This window comes from Bdellovibrio bacteriovorus, assembly GCF_048286975.1.
In the GTDB taxonomy this organism is placed as follows: domain Bacteria; phylum Bdellovibrionota; class Bdellovibrionia; order Bdellovibrionales; family Bdellovibrionaceae; genus Bdellovibrio; species Bdellovibrio bacteriovorus_H.
On the sequence record NZ_JBLVRT010000003.1, the window covers coordinates 200,707 to 218,366 of the forward strand.

General features: G+C 51.3%; 17 protein-coding genes. 5 read left to right on the plus strand and 12 right to left on the minus strand.

The features are described 5' to 3' along the window. Positions 1-93 precede the first annotated feature (93 nt). The 9 genes from rpoZ to ACNQKP_RS11715 form a co-directional block, all read right to left on the minus strand. A complete protein-coding gene (gene rpoZ, locus ACNQKP_RS11675) occupies positions 94-333 on the minus strand; it encodes a DNA-directed RNA polymerase subunit omega (RefSeq protein ID WP_041577399.1) in 240 nt (79 codons plus the stop codon). A 35-nt stretch (positions 334-368) separates the two neighbouring features. Then, positions 369-914: a guanylate kinase gene (gene gmk, locus ACNQKP_RS11680; protein WP_417864875.1), complete on the minus strand. Its 546-nt coding sequence runs from the start codon at positions 912-914 to the stop codon at positions 369-371. 14 nt (positions 915-928) lie between these two features. Further along, positions 929-1,807 carry a YicC/YloC family endoribonuclease gene (locus ACNQKP_RS11685; RefSeq protein ID WP_417864876.1) on the minus strand — a complete coding sequence of 293 codons (879 nt, stop codon included), beginning with the start codon at positions 1,805-1,807 and terminating at the stop codon, positions 929-931. A gap of 36 nt (positions 1,808-1,843) precedes the next feature. Beyond that, positions 1,844-2,770: a tRNA (adenosine(37)-N6)-dimethylallyltransferase MiaA gene (gene miaA, locus ACNQKP_RS11690; RefSeq protein ID WP_417864877.1), complete on the minus strand. Its 927-nt coding sequence runs from the start codon at positions 2,768-2,770 to the stop codon at positions 1,844-1,846. Next, on the minus strand, positions 2,770-4,650 hold the full coding sequence (mutL, locus tag ACNQKP_RS11695; RefSeq protein ID WP_417864878.1) for a DNA mismatch repair endonuclease MutL: 1,881 nt from the start codon (positions 4,648-4,650) through the stop codon (positions 2,770-2,772). The genes miaA and mutL overlap by 1 nt, the downstream gene beginning before the upstream one ends. A gap of 24 nt (positions 4,651-4,674) precedes the next feature. Further along, positions 4,675-5,250, minus strand: a complete 576-nt coding sequence (locus ACNQKP_RS11700) for a hypothetical protein (protein ID WP_011164044.1) — start codon at positions 5,248-5,250, stop codon at positions 4,675-4,677. A gap of 80 nt (positions 5,251-5,330) precedes the next feature. Next, positions 5,331-6,137 carry an SH3 domain-containing protein gene (locus ACNQKP_RS11705; protein WP_417864879.1) on the minus strand — a complete coding sequence of 269 codons (807 nt, stop codon included), beginning with the start codon at positions 6,135-6,137 and terminating at the stop codon, positions 5,331-5,333. Positions 6,138-6,153: 16 nt separating this feature from the next. Beyond that, complete coding sequence (locus ACNQKP_RS11710) at positions 6,154-6,849, minus strand: polyprenol monophosphomannose synthase (protein ID WP_417864880.1); 696 nt, start codon at positions 6,847-6,849, stop codon at positions 6,154-6,156. A 43-nt stretch (positions 6,850-6,892) separates the two neighbouring features. After that, a complete protein-coding gene (locus ACNQKP_RS11715) occupies positions 6,893-7,333 on the minus strand; it encodes a hypothetical protein (RefSeq protein ID WP_011164041.1) in 441 nt (146 codons plus the stop codon). Between the two features lie 78 nt (positions 7,334-7,411). On the opposite strand from ACNQKP_RS11715, the gene ACNQKP_RS11720 reads away from it, so the two are divergent. The 5 genes from ACNQKP_RS11720 (at position 7,412) to ACNQKP_RS11740 (ending at position 13,501) form a co-directional block, all read left to right on the plus strand. Then, positions 7,412-8,071, plus strand: coding sequence for a hypothetical protein (locus ACNQKP_RS11720; protein ID WP_417864881.1), 660 nt, complete (start codon positions 7,412-7,414; stop codon positions 8,069-8,071). A 48-nt stretch (positions 8,072-8,119) separates the two neighbouring features. Next, positions 8,120-9,841 carry a BamA/TamA family outer membrane protein gene (locus ACNQKP_RS11725; RefSeq protein ID WP_417864882.1) on the plus strand — a complete coding sequence of 574 codons (1,722 nt, stop codon included), beginning with the start codon at positions 8,120-8,122 and terminating at the stop codon, positions 9,839-9,841. Then, on the plus strand, positions 9,841-12,177 hold the full coding sequence (locus ACNQKP_RS11730) for a translocation/assembly module TamB domain-containing protein (protein WP_417864883.1): 2,337 nt from the start codon (positions 9,841-9,843) through the stop codon (positions 12,175-12,177). Before ACNQKP_RS11725 ends, ACNQKP_RS11730 begins: the two co-directional genes overlap by 1 nt. Before the next feature lie 67 nt (positions 12,178-12,244). Further along, entirely contained in the window at positions 12,245-12,880 is a 636-nt protein-coding gene (locus tag ACNQKP_RS11735) for a hypothetical protein (protein ID WP_417864884.1), read from the plus strand. A gap of 42 nt (positions 12,881-12,922) precedes the next feature. Then, positions 12,923-13,501 carry a Yip1 family protein gene (locus ACNQKP_RS11740; protein WP_417864885.1) on the plus strand — a complete coding sequence of 193 codons (579 nt, stop codon included), beginning with the start codon at positions 12,923-12,925 and terminating at the stop codon, positions 13,499-13,501. A 279-nt stretch (positions 13,502-13,780) separates the two neighbouring features. Here the strand turns inward: ACNQKP_RS11740 and dut are convergent, their stop codons facing one another. From dut to pnp, 3 genes are read right to left on the minus strand one after another with little or no spacing between them, the layout of a single operon-like run. Next, on the minus strand, positions 13,781-14,230 hold the full coding sequence (gene dut / locus ACNQKP_RS11745; RefSeq protein WP_011164035.1) for a dUTP diphosphatase: 450 nt from the start codon (positions 14,228-14,230) through the stop codon (positions 13,781-13,783). 19 nt (positions 14,231-14,249) lie between these two features. Further along, positions 14,250-15,518 (minus strand): M16 family metallopeptidase, encoded by a 1,269-nt coding sequence (locus tag ACNQKP_RS11750; RefSeq protein ID WP_011164034.1) that lies wholly within the window; start codon positions 15,516-15,518, stop codon positions 14,250-14,252. A gap of 3 nt (positions 15,519-15,521) precedes the next feature. Next, positions 15,522-17,615: a polyribonucleotide nucleotidyltransferase gene (pnp, locus tag ACNQKP_RS11755; RefSeq protein WP_417864886.1), complete on the minus strand. Its 2,094-nt coding sequence runs from the start codon at positions 17,613-17,615 to the stop codon at positions 15,522-15,524. Positions 17,616-17,660: the final 45 nt, after the last annotated feature.

The window sequence follows — 17,660 nt, forward strand, 5'->3', positions numbered from 1 at the left end:
AAGAATTACAGGCGTCCAGAAAACGCAAAAAGGGAGACTTTCGCCTCCCTCTATTGGGTTCACATGCAAGCGGGCTTCACCCTCTTAATGTGATTACTTGTTCAGATCTTTTTCGATCTGACGGATAGCTTCGTTGGCATCCAGGCTTTCCTGATAGCCCACGTTGCCCATCGCGACTTCACGAAGGGAGCTTACGATGTATTTGTTGCTACGAGTGGAAACAGTCGCTTCTGCACCTTTCAGAAGTTGCTTCGCACGTTTTGCAACCATCAAAACAAGGGCAAATCTGTTAGGTACTTTTTCCAAGCAATCTTCAACGGTTACACGAGCCATTACGCCTCCAGCAAATAGATCAGGCCAAATTACAGCTAAGCTAGTAAATCTTCAACGATTTTCTTAAATTCCCCATAGGATTTCTCAAACACGTCATTGACGATCTGATAATCGAACTTGGAGGCCTCTCGGATCTCCTTTTCGGCATTAGCCATACGAACTTCAATGTCCGCAGGGACCTTGCCATCGCGCTTCTCAATGCGACGACGCAGCTCGTCAATGCTTGGGGGATGGATAAAGACGGTCTTAGCGTCCGGAAACTTGGATTTAAAGGTCGCCACGCCCTGAATGTCGATGTCCATAATGGCGGTTTTACCCTGATTCCAGGCTGTTTCCAGGGACGAATATGAGGTTCCATAGAAATTGGTGTGAACCTTCGCCCACTCCACAAAGAAGCCCTCTTTGATCTTTTGTTCAAAATCCGTGTGATCAATGAAATTGTACTGCAGACCCGGCGTTTCTCCCTGGCGGATAGAGCGCGTTGTGAAAGTGACGATATCCACCAAGCGGGAATCCTCCCGGGTGATCCTTTCGACAAAGCTGCTTTTTCCTGCGCCACTTGGAGCGGCGACGATAATCATGCGAGTTTTCATAATTACTGAACGTTTTGAACCTGTTCTCTAAGTCTTTCAATAAGGGTTTTTGCTTCTACCACAGCCGCAGTGATCTTGGCTACCTGAGACTTTGACCCGATGGTATTCACCTCACGCAGCAATTCCTGAGTATAGAAATCCAGCTTTTTACCCTCAGCAGTCACCGACCCCACCAACTGTCGGTAGTTCTTGATGTGTTCCGCAAGACGGCTCAGTTCTTCGTTGATGTCGGCTTTTTCCAGCTGAATCACGATTTCCTGGGACAAACGCGCGGAATCGATTTCACTGCCTTTAAGGCGCGCACGAACTTTTTGCTCGTAACGATCCTGAAGTTGCGCATTGGCTTCGCCACGCAACTCGCTGATAATCTTTACTTGTTTCTCTAAAGACACCAGCAGCTTTTGCAGATCCTTTTGCAGGGATTTGCCTTCGCGGGCGCGTTCCTTGTCACAATTGGAACAGGCTTCCGTAAATGCTTTTTTCAGAATCTTGTCTTCACCACTGAACAACTCATAGGTTTCTTCAACTTTGATGATCTCAGGCAGTCTTGCCACAACCTCAAGGTGCACATTAAAGGGCACACCCAACTCTTTGGAAAGATGCTTGTAAGCGGACATGTATTTTTTGGCCAAGGCATCATTCACGGTCATCTGCGCCTTGCTGGCCGTGTTCTTCACACGGCGGGAAACGAAAACATCCACCGTGCCCCGATGAAGGGTCCCACTCAGGATTTTCTTCAACTCCCCTTCATAAGAAACAAATTCACGCGGCAGGTGAAAACGTGGCTCCAGGAAACGTCCGTTCACGGAGCGGATGCTCACTTCCACAGTGACGTCTTTAGTCTGAACTCTTGCGGTGCCGTAGCCAGTCATGCTTTTCATAAGTACCTCTATTCTCGGCTTTCCACCGAATCAGGGTCAAGGTTTGAGAAATTTCTCGACCACGGTTCGAGCCTCAGCAAAACCCGAGGCTCCGTCGAACCACTGAATGTCTTTATCCCGCTGAAACCAGGTTCTCTGTCTTTTGGCGAGCTGATGAGTGTTTGTCGTGATCTGTTCCTGCAGCTGCGAAAGACTCATCTCTCCACGCAGATATTCAAGTGTCTCTGTATAACCCACGCTGCTCATCGGCGCCCACGAAGCCAGACCTTCATCGAGAAGCCCCCGAACCTCTGCCACCAAACCGGCAGCGAGCATCTTTTCCACGCGCTGCCCGATGCGGGCACGCAGCACTTCGCGATCCCAACTAGGACCGATCTTCAACAGCGGAAACGGGAACGGCTTTCGCTGGGATTCAAATTCGGCCTGAATCTGCGTGACGCTTTTTCCCTGGCTGCGAATCAGTTCAATCGCCCGCCCGATACGATAGCGATCTGCCAGATGAATCTTGGCGCCGTATTCAGGATCGGCCTTCATCATTTCGGCGTGCAGGCGGATGGCGCCTTCTTCAGTTTCAAGCTCAAGGGCCACCTGGGCCTGAATTTCTGCCGGCACCGGGATCACGGGATACATGCCCTTTTCAATGGCCATAAAATAAAAACCAGTACCGCCCACCACAAACACCGGCTTTTCTGCCGGAATGGTTTCAAGCATATCGTAAAAATCGCGGCAGTAAGTTCCGGCCGTCATTTCTTCCGGCGGATTTACGTAATCCAGCAAATAGTGCGGCACCAAGGCCTGCTCTGCCTTGCTGGGTTTGGCTGAACCGATATCCAGTTTCTTATACAGCTGAACCGAATCACAGTTGACGATGATGCCGTTGAATTCCTGCGCAAGCTTCAGCGCCCACTCGGATTTCCCGGTGGCCGTGGAGCCGACAACAAAAATCACATGCCTTTTCGCCATTAAACTATTCGTCCGAAATCTTTTTCCAGCTTGTAGTATGGGTATTCCACACTGACCGGGCGACCGTGAGGACAGAAGCTTGAAAGCGGGAACATGTCCATGTCACGAAGCAGGCTGCGCATCTGATCCGGGCTGAGTGACTGCCCCGCACGCACCACGGAATGGCACGCCATCGTCGCACAAATGTCGCCCACAGTTCTTTCCAAAGAATAACTGCCACCCTGATCCACGATCTCGGTCGCCATCTTGTCCAAAACACCACTGAGGCTGGATTCTTTGATCATCAACGGGGCGGCTTTAACACCAACCGTGCCCGGACCCAAAGCTTCAATAAACACACCCAGGCGTTCCATTTCTTTGGCCATGGTCAAAAGACCTTCGACTTTTTCCGGAGACATATCAATCGCCAGCGGGAACAGGAAGTCTTGAATATCAACCTTCCCGCCCTTCCAGGCGTTCATCAGTTTTTCAAACACCACACGCTCGTGAGCGGCGTGCTGATCCACGAACACCAGCTTGTCTCTGGACTGAGTCACGATGTACGTCAAATTCGCCTGCCCCAGAACCTCCAAAGAAGACCAGTAACCCAGTGAAGCCTCCTCTGCTTTCGGAGCAAAGGATTCACGCTGAGCCGCCGATTCAGCCAGGGACTGATAAGTGGTCTGCGGCTGTTGCAATGATGAGACCGGAAAACTGGACGCCGGGAAGTTGAATTCTTTTTTCTGGAACTGAGTCACTTCCAAAGAATTGTCCTGGAAGCGCAGATTCTGCTGAGGCATGGGTTGCGAAGCAAAGTTCGGAAGCCCGTCGGTGGATTTGAATTCTTCAGAAGAGTTCTGCGTAAGCGGCATGGTCACATTCTGCGTTGCCACATCCGAGCGCTTGATCCAGGGTGCCTGCTCCAGCGTGCCACGCAAAGCCGCCGCCACAGCCCGGAATGCCAGGGACGGATCCTGGAATTTCACCTGGGATTTTGTCGGGTGAATATTCACGTCCACACAGTCCGGATCCACTTCCACCCACACGGCGGCAATCGGATATTCTCCGTGCATCAGAAGACTGCGATAGGCTTCGTTCACGGCCGCCTGCAGACTGCGATCCTGGATCCAGCGATTTTGCGCAAACAGCCAGATGTTTTTAGAAGTCTTGGCGACGTTATGAGGATCGGCAAACACCGCATAGGCCTTCACGTTTTCACGGGAAGCTTCGCCTTCGAACAGAGGTTTGATTTCAAGAATTTGTTCAACACGGTCCTTGCGGGATTTACACGCCGGCCAGAACGCCACAAGCTTGCCATTTTCCTGAATGCGGAACTCGACATCGTAATGTGACAAGGCCATCGCCTTCAAGGTCGTCTTGATCGCCGAGTTTTCAGCCGAATCAGACTTCAGGAATTTCAAACGCGCCGGAGTGTTATCAAAAAGGTTTTCAATCAGGATGGTCGTGCCTTGCGAACCGCCGACTTTGTCGATCTCTTTTCTTTTTCCGTATTCACTGATCAGTTGATGGGCCTGCTCATCCCCGGCACGACGCGAAGTCAGTGTCAGCTTGCTGACAGAGGCGATACTGGCCAAAGCTTCGCCGCGGAAACCGAAAGTGCGCAAAGACCACAGGTCATCGGTTTTTGAGATTTTGCTGGTTGCGAATCGTTCCAGGGATTTGGGCAAATCTTCCGGGGACATCCCCTTGCCGTTGTCGATCACCTTAACGATGCGGCCGCCGTCGTAGAATTCCACGTGCACGCGGGTGGCGCCGGCATCGATGCTGTTTTCCACAAGTTCTTTGACGAGATGAGCAGGACGCTCCACCACCTCGCCCGCGGCGATTTGGTCAACAACTTCAGGGGATAAAATCTGGATCGACATAGGGGGAATTTGCATGAGCTCCCCCCTCAAGTCAAAGGACTATTGTGGGCGCAGACACTCGCCCCAGGCCTGACATTTCAGCAGTTTCGAGCGCAGTTGTTTGACCTCGGTCAGAGTCAGTTGGATCTCTTGATCAAAGCCCTTTTTTAGACCGCCAAACTGAGAAATAGCGCGGAATTTAAACGGCCCCTGGAAGTCCTCCACGCGGAAGTTCAGGCCTGTATCGGGCTGAAACTGAATGTGATTGGCGTGTTTGGTCAAATTCCATGTAAATCGGTCACGCTGAGCTTTCAGCTTGTCCATGGCCTGCTGCAAATTTTTCCAGCACTTCACCTCGGCCACCAGAACGACTTTATGCGTGGATTTCTCAAACACCACCACATCAAGCTCTCCTAAAGTGTCTTCCCCCAGGCTGTATTCCACCCCGGTGGTCACTTCATAAGCATCACCAAATTCTTTGGTGACTTCAAGACGGGCAATTTCCTCACAAACAGTGCCGTCAGGTTCAAAATTAGCGCCGGAATTTTTCAAAGCCTCGAAGTAAGGCTCAATGTCCCCACCCGCAAAAGAAACAGAACTGAAAAGAATGACAAAAAACAATGCAGCCAAACGCACAAAGAGCCCCCTCTAAGAAGCGCCTTCATAACACCTCGCTTCCACAAAAGGTACCTGCTTACTTTTTCCGAAGCTGCGCGTCAGAAGTCCCAGCCCAGATTCAGGCCGAAGGCGAAATATTTGGTTCGTTCCCAGTAGTATTTCGCATTGGTTCGTAAGGACATGCCGCCCAGGCGGGCGCCAATCCCCAGATCGATCACCGCTCCGAGAGTCATATCATCGGCGGAATAACTTAAAGTTTCGCCGTTGCTGGGCACATCGATATTGAAGTGTGAATACTTAAACATCGGACCAAAACCATAGTAGTAAATAAAATTTTTGCCCTGGGGGATGACTGTCTGGAAAGTGAAGTCCGTCATGAAGATAAAGCCGTCAGCGGCTTTTTTGGTATAGTCCTCGTAATACGAAGGCGCACCGAAGTGGAACAAGATATTGGCGTCCGTGTAGATCTCGCCGCTGAAAAGCGTGTTAAAGCCATTAAACTTCACTCCATAGAACAACAGGCTGTCAGTGCGCTCTTCTCTTAACGTGTCTTCAGTGAAATTCGTCATCTGCAGAACCGGGCCGCGATAGCGGGTGGCAAAGAAAGGTCTTTTCTTTTTTTCTTCCTTGGCTTCGCTCAGCTTGACCTGCTCAGGCTTGGGAATTTTGATAATGCCCGGCTTGATATCCGTGTCGGAAATCCACCCCAGATGCCCGGGTTTCAGACGGATTTTATAGAACGGACCTTTTTTGTTGGTGGAGATATTAAAAACAGAACCGATTTTCAAAGTGGTGATCACCGGCGCATCAAAGTCGGCGTCCTGATACACCAGGGCGCCATCCAGAATCACCGTCGCCTGCTGGGCCTGCGCCCACAAGTTGACGGGAAAAAGAAAGAACAGCAAGAGCAGCAGTGCTGCCCTATTTAAAGCGCATAAGCCAAACACGATAGAAAGCCTCAAGCACAATTTTCAGAGACATTTTACTTTGGCCCACACGACGGTCTTCAAAGACAATCGGAGACTCCGCCCCTTTGAAACCCTTTTTCAAAGCTTTGTATTTCAATTCAATCTGGAAGCTGTAACCGTTGGATTCAACCGTGGAAAGATCAATCCCGTGCAGAACCTCTTTTTTCCAGGCGTTGAACCCCCCTGTCCAGTCATTCAGCGGGAAGCCCAGAATCAATCGGGAATAGATGCCGCCCCCGCGGGAGATGATCTTGCGGATCAAACCCCAGTTCACCGTGCGCCCACCATCCACATAGCGGGAACCCACAGCAAAATCATTGGCTTCCATTGTCTTGATCAAAGGCCCCAGGTCCTCGGGACGGTGAGAAAAATCTGCATCCATTTCGATAATGCCCTCAAAGCCATGATCCATGGCCCAGCGAAAGCCCGCGATATAAGCCTTACCCAAACCCTGCTTGCCAGGACGGGAAAGAATATGAAGTTGCGGCATGCTTTTTTGCATTTCACGAACAATGGCCCCTGTGCCATCCGGAGAGTTGTCATCAACAACCAGAATTTCGACGCCCAGGTTCTGCGCCAATACAGCAGGCACAATCGCCTGAATGTTTTCTTTTTCGTTGTAGGTAGGAATTACGACCAGATTTTTCATGGCTCTAAGCTGTCACAAAGAGCCCCGACTTGCAATCTTTAGATCAAATTGAACGCGATACCAAGCGGCCTTTGCCCTTATCCTGAAGGGCCTTCGCTTTGTCTGCGGGAATTGCGGGCAAATTCAGAGGTTTTGCCAGCAGATATTTAGGATCCTGACGGCGAACATCCAGCTGTTCTTTCACTTTACTCGCCGCCTGCTCCGGTGCCTTCAGATAAAGAACAGGATCAAACCCGCACACGCGGCAGACCACGGACAGTCTCCAGCGGATTTTCACGAAGACTTCAGAAATCGCCAGACACACCACAAAGGCCACCATCACACGCGGATCATACTGCTGCCACAACGCGAACATAATCACCACGGATGCCAAGGCACTGCCCAGAATATTCATCAGTGAAATATTCTTGCGACGATAAATACGGCGGGGGCTTTTACAGAAGGCACAGTAACAATTATGGCGAGTCTTAAAGAACGACAACATACTTCTAGTCTGCCAAAGACAAGGTCCAGAACGAAAGATCAATTTTTGAAAAATGACAAAGCCTTGATAGAATGGGGTATGCAAATCATTAAAACAATTCAGTTCGCTTTGATCGCCGCTTCCCTCTTTACCGCTCCCACCTTGGTCCAGGCCGCTTCCGGCGACTCTGAGTATGAAGAGGTCAGCTATGAGGACCTGCTCAATGAATTGAGCGCAAAAAAGCAAAAAGTGACCCAAAGCTCTACGAGTTCGTTTGATGACGTTCGCCTGCACGCGGGAATTGGCTATGCCAACTCTTTCACCAACATTTCCGCCAACAATCAGAACTTCAACCGCCACACCAATGGCATTCAGCTGTCCCTGGGGATGGATCTGTTTTCTCCGAACTGGTACTCTGAAGGAGTGTTTAAAAACTACGGCGTGTCTTCTTCCGGCAGCGAAGAGTTCACTTTGCGCGAAATGGATCTGAAAATCGGTTACACCAACCGTCTGGAAAGCATCTGGTCTTATTCCATCAGCTCGGGCCTTTCCAACCGCTTCCTGCGCTTCAGCGACTCGTCCAAAGGTATTAGCGTTAATGAAACAACACCGTCCCTGATTGTTTCCACGGGCTTTATGGCTCAGGTGCACAAACACCTGTCCCTGGGGGCTGAAGTCAGCGCTCACACGGCCATGGTGAACCGCACATCTGACAAAAACTCTTTTGACTTCGCTTTCCGCCTGAACACATCCCTGTAAATCATTCCCGAACCTTGCCCGCATGCCTAAGAACTGTTAACTCTAGGCATGCCCTTTTTCCTGTTGTTGCTGACACTTCTGACCTCTGTTTCTGCCAAGGCGGCCACCACATCCCTGTGTGGCATTCGCATTGAAGGCAGCGAAGAGATCAAATTCACCGACACCGAAAAAGACTGGCTGTGCGGCACCCCAAAAAATGACGCGTGGAAAAGCATTCCGGACAACCAACGTATTTTTTTCCTGAAAAGTTTCCTGCAAAGCCGCGCTTATCATCAGGCCCAGTTCACCTATGAAAAAGATCTGCTTCTGGTGCAAACCGGGCCCAAGTCCCACGTAAAAAAGCTCAACGTCCTGCACGCCCCGCCCGTTTGGGACTGGAAGAAGCGCCGATATATTCTGAATCGCCCCTTCACTCCGAATACCCTGGATGAGATCAACAAGTGGGCCCTGCGCCGCCTGCAGGAAAATGGTTATGTGTGCCCTCAGGTTGAATCCCGCGGAATCATCGACGAAGAAACCTTTCTGCTGGATGTAAATGCCGGAAGCCCTGCCGTCTTCGCCACCTATCCGACCGTGGGTGAAGAGGATTTAGATCCCGCCATCCTGGAGCGCTTTTCCGCGTTTCTTCCGGGCGAGCCCTTTGACATTCGCCTGCTGGAGCTAAGCTCCACCCGAGTGCTGAATGAAGATTTGTTTCTTAGCACCTATTACGACATCGCCTGCCAGAAGGACGGAAGTTATTCGATCGTGCGCCGAATGATCCCCGCCAAACCCCGCTTGCTCAGCTTCGGCGTCGGCTTTGATTCTGAAGGCGGTGCTTTGATCAAATCGACGTTCAAACAGGCGCGCCTGACTGACTCAGCGGATTCATTAGAGACTTCGCTTTACGCTTCGTTTATCGAGCAGTACATCACCTTCAATCACTATCACTATTTCCTGGATGACTTAAGCTCGCGCACCCACCTGATCAGCGGCGCAAAAATTCGCCACGAATCAGAAAGCAACTACGAGGCCATGACTTATGAGATGGGAACCGGAGTTTCATTCGGAAAGGAGTGGTCCACTGCGACGAGCAGTTTTCAACTGGGGCCTTACCTGACTCGAACGGATGTTATCCGGGGCCCGGGGCCGTACCGCATCGACTCTTTGTATCTGGGCACTGAAGTCAGTCTGACCAGCCACATGTACGAATACTATCTGGCCGATCCCCAGAAGGGTTGGACGGTCACGTTTAATTCCGCCTCGCAGGTCGAAGGGGCTGTTGCCAATGAAGACTTGCATCGTCTGACTTTGCGCCATCAGGTGCTTTGGAATTTGCAGGGTTGGGATCCACCGTTTTTGATTTTGGGCTGGCGTGGTTCGATGGGAGCTTTCATTTTGCCGGATGGCTTTACTGAAAGCAGTCAGATCCCGGTCAACTGGCGCTTCTTCATGGGAGGCGACGCCGACTTGCGCGGCTTTGCCCGTAAGCAGTTGCCTCAGGAGGGACAAGGCTATCTGACTTACATCTATCAGGGCCTTGAGCTGCGTGCCGGAGATGTACTGCCTTACAATCTTCAGCCGTTGATCTTTTTTGACGCCGCAAAGGGTGGCGAGTCTTCGATGAAGCTTAACTCGGCTCTTTATTATTCTCCGGGTGCGGGGCTGCGCTGGGGTTCCCCGATCGGATCCATGCGTGCGACTCTGGGCCGGGGCTTTGTCATTGATCCTGTTCCAAACGATGTCGATCCGGGGTATCAGTTCTTCTTCAGCTTCGGAAGGGAGTTCTGATGGCGTTGCTAAAGAAATCCCTGAAGATCTTTGCTCTGTCCCTTCTGCTGCTGTTCATTCTGCTGATTGGCGCATTGGCCTATGTGTGGATGAGACCTGAAGTTGTCATCAACGAAAAAAACGTGCGCTGGGCTTTGCAGTATGCCCCTGACAATCTGAAAATTTCCTGGGATGAGCTGGGCTTTAAATTTGAAAGTCCGGACTGGAGTCACAAGCGTATTCAGGTGGCGGCTAAAAACCTGTGCGTATCTTACGCCCCTCTGCTACACACCTGTGCACCCGCAATTTCTGTGGATGTGGCGATGGCTGTCACAAACTGGCGACCGCATCTGGAACAGCTGCGCGAGGTCACCATGGACGTGTCCGAGCTGACCCTCAACCTGCCCGCCAAAGAAGAGACCCCGGAGGAACCCAAATCCGTGCTGCCTGATTTGAAACTGCCGGCGTTTGCTGAGCTGATGCCGCAGCAGCTGGATTTCAATTTGATTGGGTCTTTGCGTCTGTCACTTAAAAATATCCGGGTGAACTTCGCCGAAGGGGCCCCGCTGCTGGCCCAAGCAGAACTGACTCGCCTGCCAGGTGATCAGGCCACAGAATTGCATTTCAATCTTTCCGCCCAGGCAGAACAAGCAGGCACTTTTGCCGCCAAGGCGCAGGCCAATATCCTTTTGGATTTACAAAAGTTAGTGGTGAATGGAACAGCCCAAGTCACGCTGCCATCCCTGAGCATCGAATCACCTTTATCGGCGAACTGGGGCCGCGATCTTCGCGCGCAAGCAAAGCCATTGATCCGTTATGGGAAGATCAAACTGAACCCCGCTGTGGACCTGCACTGGTCGAATAAAGAGCTGAATGTCACTTTGGGTGACATTCAGCTTAAAAACGTCTGGCGCAAAATTTCACTGCGCCTGCAGGACTGCGCAGTGAAGGCGACTCTGGATTCCGAAAAAGGTTATCCAGCCAAAGCCGGCCTGCAATGCGGATTGATTGTCACCCCTGACAAGAACCGTGCGGGAATCAAAAATGTGGAAACACTTCTGAGCGCCACGCTGGCCGCTCACACACTGGGCAAGGGCGCTGCCGAGCGCTTAAGAATTGGCGGTCAGGCCGAGCTGAGTGGCGCCAACACGTTCCTTCAAGCACAAGCCAAGTTAGATGGCGAAGTGGAAATCAAACTGCAAAAGCCATTGAAAATCACCGCCGCCAAAGCGGGGGTCGAAGTCCACTTGCGCATCCCGGACTTTGTGATTTGGAAAGATCTGTTCGAATCCACACCGTTTGCGGTACCCGCCCCCCTGCACGTGCTGACCGGCGACGTCGATCTTGACGTTCATGCTCAGCTGACGGATCTGGAATCACCGCTGACTGCGGATGCGACTGCGCAGACTCGCTTAAGCTCCAAGAATCAAAGGCTGTTTGTGAAAGCCACTGCAGATCTGGAAACCCTGGGGAAGGTTTTAAGACCTCAGGGCCTAAAGGTTCATTCCGATGTCGTTTTGCAAGACGTGCACTTGCAAGCCCCACCTTTGCGCTTGGCCGTCCCGCCACAAGTTCTGCCAGACAAACGCTTCGTCATGCGCAAGGATCTGGATATTATTGAAGAAGAAAATCCCTACCCTACAACCAAGCTGCCGTTTGAACTGCAATGGTCCGTGAGGGTCAAAACAGAAAAGCCCGTGCTGATTTCATCGAACCTGTTGCAAAGTCCTGTGCCAATTGCTTTGGACATTCAGGCGCAAAGTGATCGCAAGCCCCAAGGCAAGGTCATGGTGCAAAGCTTTCCTTTTGAATTCTTCCGCAAAAAGGCCACGGTCAACAATGTGGATTTGATCTTCCATCCGGACACCGTCGCCCCGGAACTGTCCGGTAAGATCTCTTATTCCAATCCGGAAGTGAACATCCGTATATTGTTGCTGGGAAACACCCAGCGCCCGATCGTGAACCTGGAAAGCGACCCACAGCTGAATCAGCAGCAGATTCTTTCAGTGCTGCTCTTCGACAAGTCTTTGGATGAACTGAACGAGGATGAGGTCAACTCCACATCCAACATGAGCAGGGCGGTGTCTGATGGTGCACTGGGTTTATTCTCGCTGCTGTTCCTGTCTTCGACACCGATTCAGTCTATCAGCTATGACCCCAACAGCCAGTCCTACACCGCCCGCATGCGTCTGGACGACAACACCACCTTCAGCATGCAGTCGAATATGACCGAGCAGCGCCAATTCACTTTGCGCCGCCGTCTGGGTGGCAACTGGTCTGTTCGCACAGAACTTAGCCAGGAAGATGACCGCGCCGATGTAGTGCAGACCTTGCTTGAATGGATGCGCCGATTCTAGAGACCTTGATTTTTCTGCAGAAGAATTTCTATAATCAAGTGTGGACGTTATTGTATTTACTCTTTCCTTGGCAGTTTTCTTTCTGGGGTTGGCTTTGATGACCAACCGGGCCCGCCGTCGTAAAGACGTATCCTTTGAACTGAAACCCAATTGCCTTTTAACCCGCTTCCCTATGCTGTTTGTAACAGGTCCCCGTTCGATGTTTTACTTCAGCACCTACTGGAATCTTTATACTCCTTATCTGGCTGAACACGGCTATGAAGTTTTCACTTTGCATCTGCCCTGGAACAAAACCCGCCTGCGCCAGGAGCGGTTTGAATATTTCCTGAATCAGCAGGAGTCCCAAAACCGCAAGTTCCATCTGGTCGTGGACACTCCGACATTCCTGGAGCTTCAGGATATCTTGCGCAAAAGATCGCCGTCGGTCGTCAGTATCACCCGGATTTGCGACAGCGATCTGGAAGCCGGCCCGGCGGATCTGCGGGCCTTTCCCTTGCCCGTGGGCGAAATTGAGATGGTGGACACCCCTAAAGGCAGCCTGTTTTTGCATCTGGGATATCGTCTGCACAAGCAATGGGTCCGCCGCAAGGACCTGAACAGTTTAAGTTCTTTGGGAGCTTTGCCTGACACCGCTCTTGAAAACTCAGGCCTGCTCCTGGAGCGCGCCCAAACATTGGCGGAAATGGATCTTCGGCAGTCCTAAATACACCTTGCCAGACCTAGAGCGTGGTGGTGAGATAATACTATGAGCGACTATCGTGACGTCACCCCGAACAAACAGCAGCCCTCTTTTGAAATGACCAAAGAGGTCGTCCGCTACATCATCAACTACCTTCGCCACCCGGTTGAAAAAATCAAAACACTTCCCGACTGGAATTGGCCGTTGTTGATCATGACTTTGGTGGCTTTGTCGATCATCTCCGGAGTTCTGACCGGCCTGGTTCCGCCAAACTTCTTCCGCATCATGGGTGGCATCATCGTGTCCCCGATCGTGGCGGCAGTGACGACCTTCATCGGTTCTTTGTTCATCTACTATTACTTCCAGGTCTTTGAAAAACGCACCTGCTCCCTGCGCAAGATCTTCACGCTGGTGCTTTTTGCGAACATCCCGTTCTTTATTTTCCAGGTGGGATCAGAACTGCTGCCCCCGATCACCCTGGTGGGCTTTGCCTTCACAGCACTGCTGATGGCGGTGGGCCTGACTGAAAACTTCCAGATGGAAAAACGCCGCGCGCTCAGATTAGTCACAATCCTGTTCGCCATCGTCTTCATCATCTGGCTCTGGAACAGAATCGACATCTCCCGTCTTGAACGCCTGGGGTAGATACGACGGGCCTGTCTTGGCTCCGTCAGTCTGCTGCCTGCAACTCCGCAACACGCCGTCCGGGCTCTGCCGTGGCCCGCGCTGCGCGCGGGTGCGCGCCATCGTGGCGCCCACGGAGGTCGCTTCTGTTTCTGGCATCAGTCTGCCGGAACCAAGACAGACCCTCTTTCTCGAGTTCACGTTATTAACACGCTTATCTTGAAACAAAAAAAGAGCACCTAAAGGTGCTCTTTTTGATTGTCCAACTTTGACAGACAGTTTGGTTTTTCTTCGAAAGAACTATGCTCTTCCAGTGGAGCCGAAACCACCTGCTCCACGCTCGGTGTCGCTTAGTTCGTTAACCAGTTCGAATTGTGCTTGGATTACGGGTGCCAGCACCAGCTGAGCGCAGCGCTCTTGATCGTTGATGGTGACCGCTTCGTTGCCCAGGTTGATCACGATGATTTTTACTTCGCCGCGATAGTCAGCATCGATGGTGCCCGGAGTGTTCAGGACAGTCAGGCCGCTTTTTGCTGCCCAGCCGCTGCGGGGGCGCGCCTGGATTTCGTAACCCAGCGGGATTTCGAAACTGAGGCCGGTTGGGATCATCGCTCTTTCACCCGGGTTCAAAACCACTGGACCGGCAAGCTGGGCACGCACGTCGAAACCACTGGCGCCCAAAGACTGATACTGAGGCAGATCGCCATGGAAGTTTTCAAGTTTTTTGATTTTTACAGCCAGTTTTTGCATTTGATGCCCTTCCTAAATTTTACAGTTTTAGATCTTGCCACCAGTCCTGAAGCTTGGTCACTTCAGGGCCCAGCAGAACGCCTGCGGCTTTGTCCAGATCCAGGACGTTGCGAATATACTCATTCACTGAATCCACTGTCACTGCTTTGATTTCATCAATGACGGACTCTACCGCGCGATAACGTCCAAAGACCATCTCGTTCACGGCCAGTGAGGTCATGCGGTTTTCAATGTCGTCAGATCCCAGCAGGATGCTGCCGATGACTTGAGTTTTACACATCTCAACATCCGCCTTGGTCACACCCGCTTTGCGGATCTTGGCGAATTCTTTCGAAATCAGATCCCCCACCTTGCGCGCATTCTTCGCCTCGGTGCCGGCATAAATTGTCAGCATGCCGGAATCAATGTTGGTGTTCAGACTGGAGTGAATGGAATAAACCAGGCCTCTTTTTTCACGCACACTTTGATACAGCTTCGAGGTCATCCCTCCGCCCAGCAAAGTGTTGGTGACCACCGCCTCAAAACGGTGTTTGTCCTGGAAGCTGGCTGTCGGAAGACCCAACAGCATGTGAACCTGCTCCGCCTGTTTTTCAACGACGTGACGACGGTTCAACCAGCGTGGCACGCGACGGGTGTTTTTCAGTTCACTTTTCTTTTTTGCGCCCAGGCGCTTTTGGATCCCGGCCATCAGATCATCATGATCGATGCACCCGGAGGCGCTGACGATGATATTTTTGCCGGTGTAGGTTTTTTTATAATAGTTCATCACTTGGGTCTGCTTCATGCGCGCCACCGATACCGGCGTGCCCAGAATAGGACGACCCAATGGATGTGCGCCATAGACCTGTTCATAGAACACGTCATAGACCATGTCTTCATGGCTGTCTTCGGACATGGCGATTTCCTGAAGGATCACACCTTTTTCAAGGTCGAATTCCTTCTGGGTCAGCTTCATGTTCGAAACCAGGTCTGCCAGAACATCCAGGGCTTTTTCCCAGTGATCCTTCAGAACCAGAGCATGATAACAAGTGTACTCACGGGTGGTGTAAGCGTTCAGCTCCCCGCCCAGAGCTTCCAAGGATTTGGCAATTTGATAGGCCGAACGGGTTTTGGTCCCCTTGAACACAAGGTGCTCAAGCAAATGAGAGATCCCGGCCACGTCAGGAGTTTCATCCCGGGTGCCCGTCAAAACCCAAATACCCATAGAAACGGCACGGGACCCTGGATGGAGTTCACTCACCACCCGGATCCCGTTAGAAAGTTCAGATTTTTTGAACTTTGTATTCATCTATTACTGTAGCAAAGCCTTGCGGGAAAGCTTGACGCGACCAGAACGGTCCACTTCAAGAACTTTCACATCGATGATTTCACCTTCTTTTAGTACGTCAGAAACTGCGCGTACACGTTCGTTGGAGATTTCAGAGATGTGCAAAAGACCTTGTGTGTTCGGAAGGATTTCAACGAAAGCACCGAACTCAGCGATTTTCACGATGCGGCCTTTGTAGGTCTTGCCCACTTCAGCTTCAGCGATGATGTCGTTGATCATTGCAATTGCTTTCTTGGTTGCTTCCGGATCTGCAGACGCGATGTTGATTGTACCGTCGTCCTGGATCTCGATCTTAACGCCAGTAGCTTCAGTGATACCACGGATCACTTTACCACCGGAGCCGATCACTTCACGGATCTTGTCTGGCTTGATTTTGATGGTTTCGATACGAGGTGCAAATTCAGAGATCTGACCACGAGGAACCTTCATCACTTTTTCCATCTCATTCAGGATGTGAGCGCGGCCTTCTTTAGCTTGCGCCAAAGCCTGCTCCATCACTTCGAAGGAAACGGAGTCAATTTTGATATCCATCTGCAAAGCAGTGATACCCGCAGGAGAACCCGCCACTTTGAAGTCCATGTCACCCAGGTGATCTTCGTCACCAAGGATATCCGTCAGAACCGCAACGCGGTCACCTTCCTTGATCAGACCCATTGCCACACCGGCAACGTTGGCTTTCAAAGGAACACCGGCGTCAAGCAAAGCCATGATACCGGAGCAAACAGTACCCATGGAAGAGGAACCGTTGGATTCCAAAACTTCAGACACGATACGGATTGTGTAAGGGAACTTTTCGAAGTCCGGAAGAACCGCTTTGATCGCGCGTTCAGCCAGGTTACCGTGACCGATCTCACGACGGCTGGTACCGGACATACGACCCACTTCACCCACAGAGTATGGAGGGAAGTTGTAGTGAAGCATGAACTTGCGCTTCTGAAGACCCAACAGTGAATCCACCATTTGTTCGTCGTCAGCCGTACCCAAAGTCACAGTGCCCAAAACTTGAGTTTCACCACGGGTGAACAAGCCGGAACCGTGAGCGCGAGGCAGGATACCCACTTCGTTCGCGATAGGACGTACAGTTTTCACGTCACGACCGTCGATACGAACAGCGCGATCCAGAATCATGGAACGGGCTTCCTGGTATTTCAAATCTTCAACGATAGAGTTCAGTTCTTTTTTACGCTGCTTCAAAAGCTCTTTGTCAGCGATGTCAGCAAGAAGAGCTTTTTCAGCTTCCGCCGCTGCTTCGTTGGCAGCTGCATAACGGTCCTGCTTTTCCTTGATGGAAAGAGCCGCCGCAATTTTTGGTCTCAACAGGCCTTCAGCTTTGTTTTTGAAGTCTGCATCGATGGATGGAGCAGTGAAAGCGCGTTTCGCCACAGAACCGGCTTTTTCACGCAACTCATCCTGTGCGTTCAGAAGAGGAATCAAAGACTGGTGACCGAATTTCAATGCTGCCAAAGCGTCTGCTTCAGAGATGAATTTCGTTTCACCTTCAACCATCAACAAACCATTGCGAGTACCCGCAACGATCATGTCCATGTCAGATTTTTCCATCTGCTGTGGAGTTGGGTTGGCAACGAACTGACCGTCAACGCGTGCGATTTGCACAGCTGCTGTCGGGCCGTTGAATGGAATATCAGAGCAATGCAAAGCCGCGGATGCACCAAGGCTCGCTAGAATTTCCAGAGGGAATGCGCCATCCGCAGACAACACCGTCGCAACGATTTGTGTTTCGTGGCGGTAGCCTTCAGGGAATACAGGGCGGATTGGACGGTCGATAAGACGAGCGATCAGAACCGCGTCGTTGGTTGGTTTTGCTTCACGTTTGAAGTAACCACCTGGGATTTTGCCTGTTGCGTAGAACTTCTCAATGTACTCAACAGTCAGAGGGAAGAAATCCAGTTCAGAGGCTTTTTTTGAGGAAGTTGCAGTAACAAGAACCATGTTGTTACCGGAGCTTACCAAAGCGGCGCCATCCGCTTGTTTCGCCAAACGGCCTGTTTCGATGGTAATCTGTTTTCCACCCACCGATGTTGTGACAGTCGTTTTCATTAAATCTCCTTGAAGTTATCACAGAGCCTTATGCTCTGCTGCTGT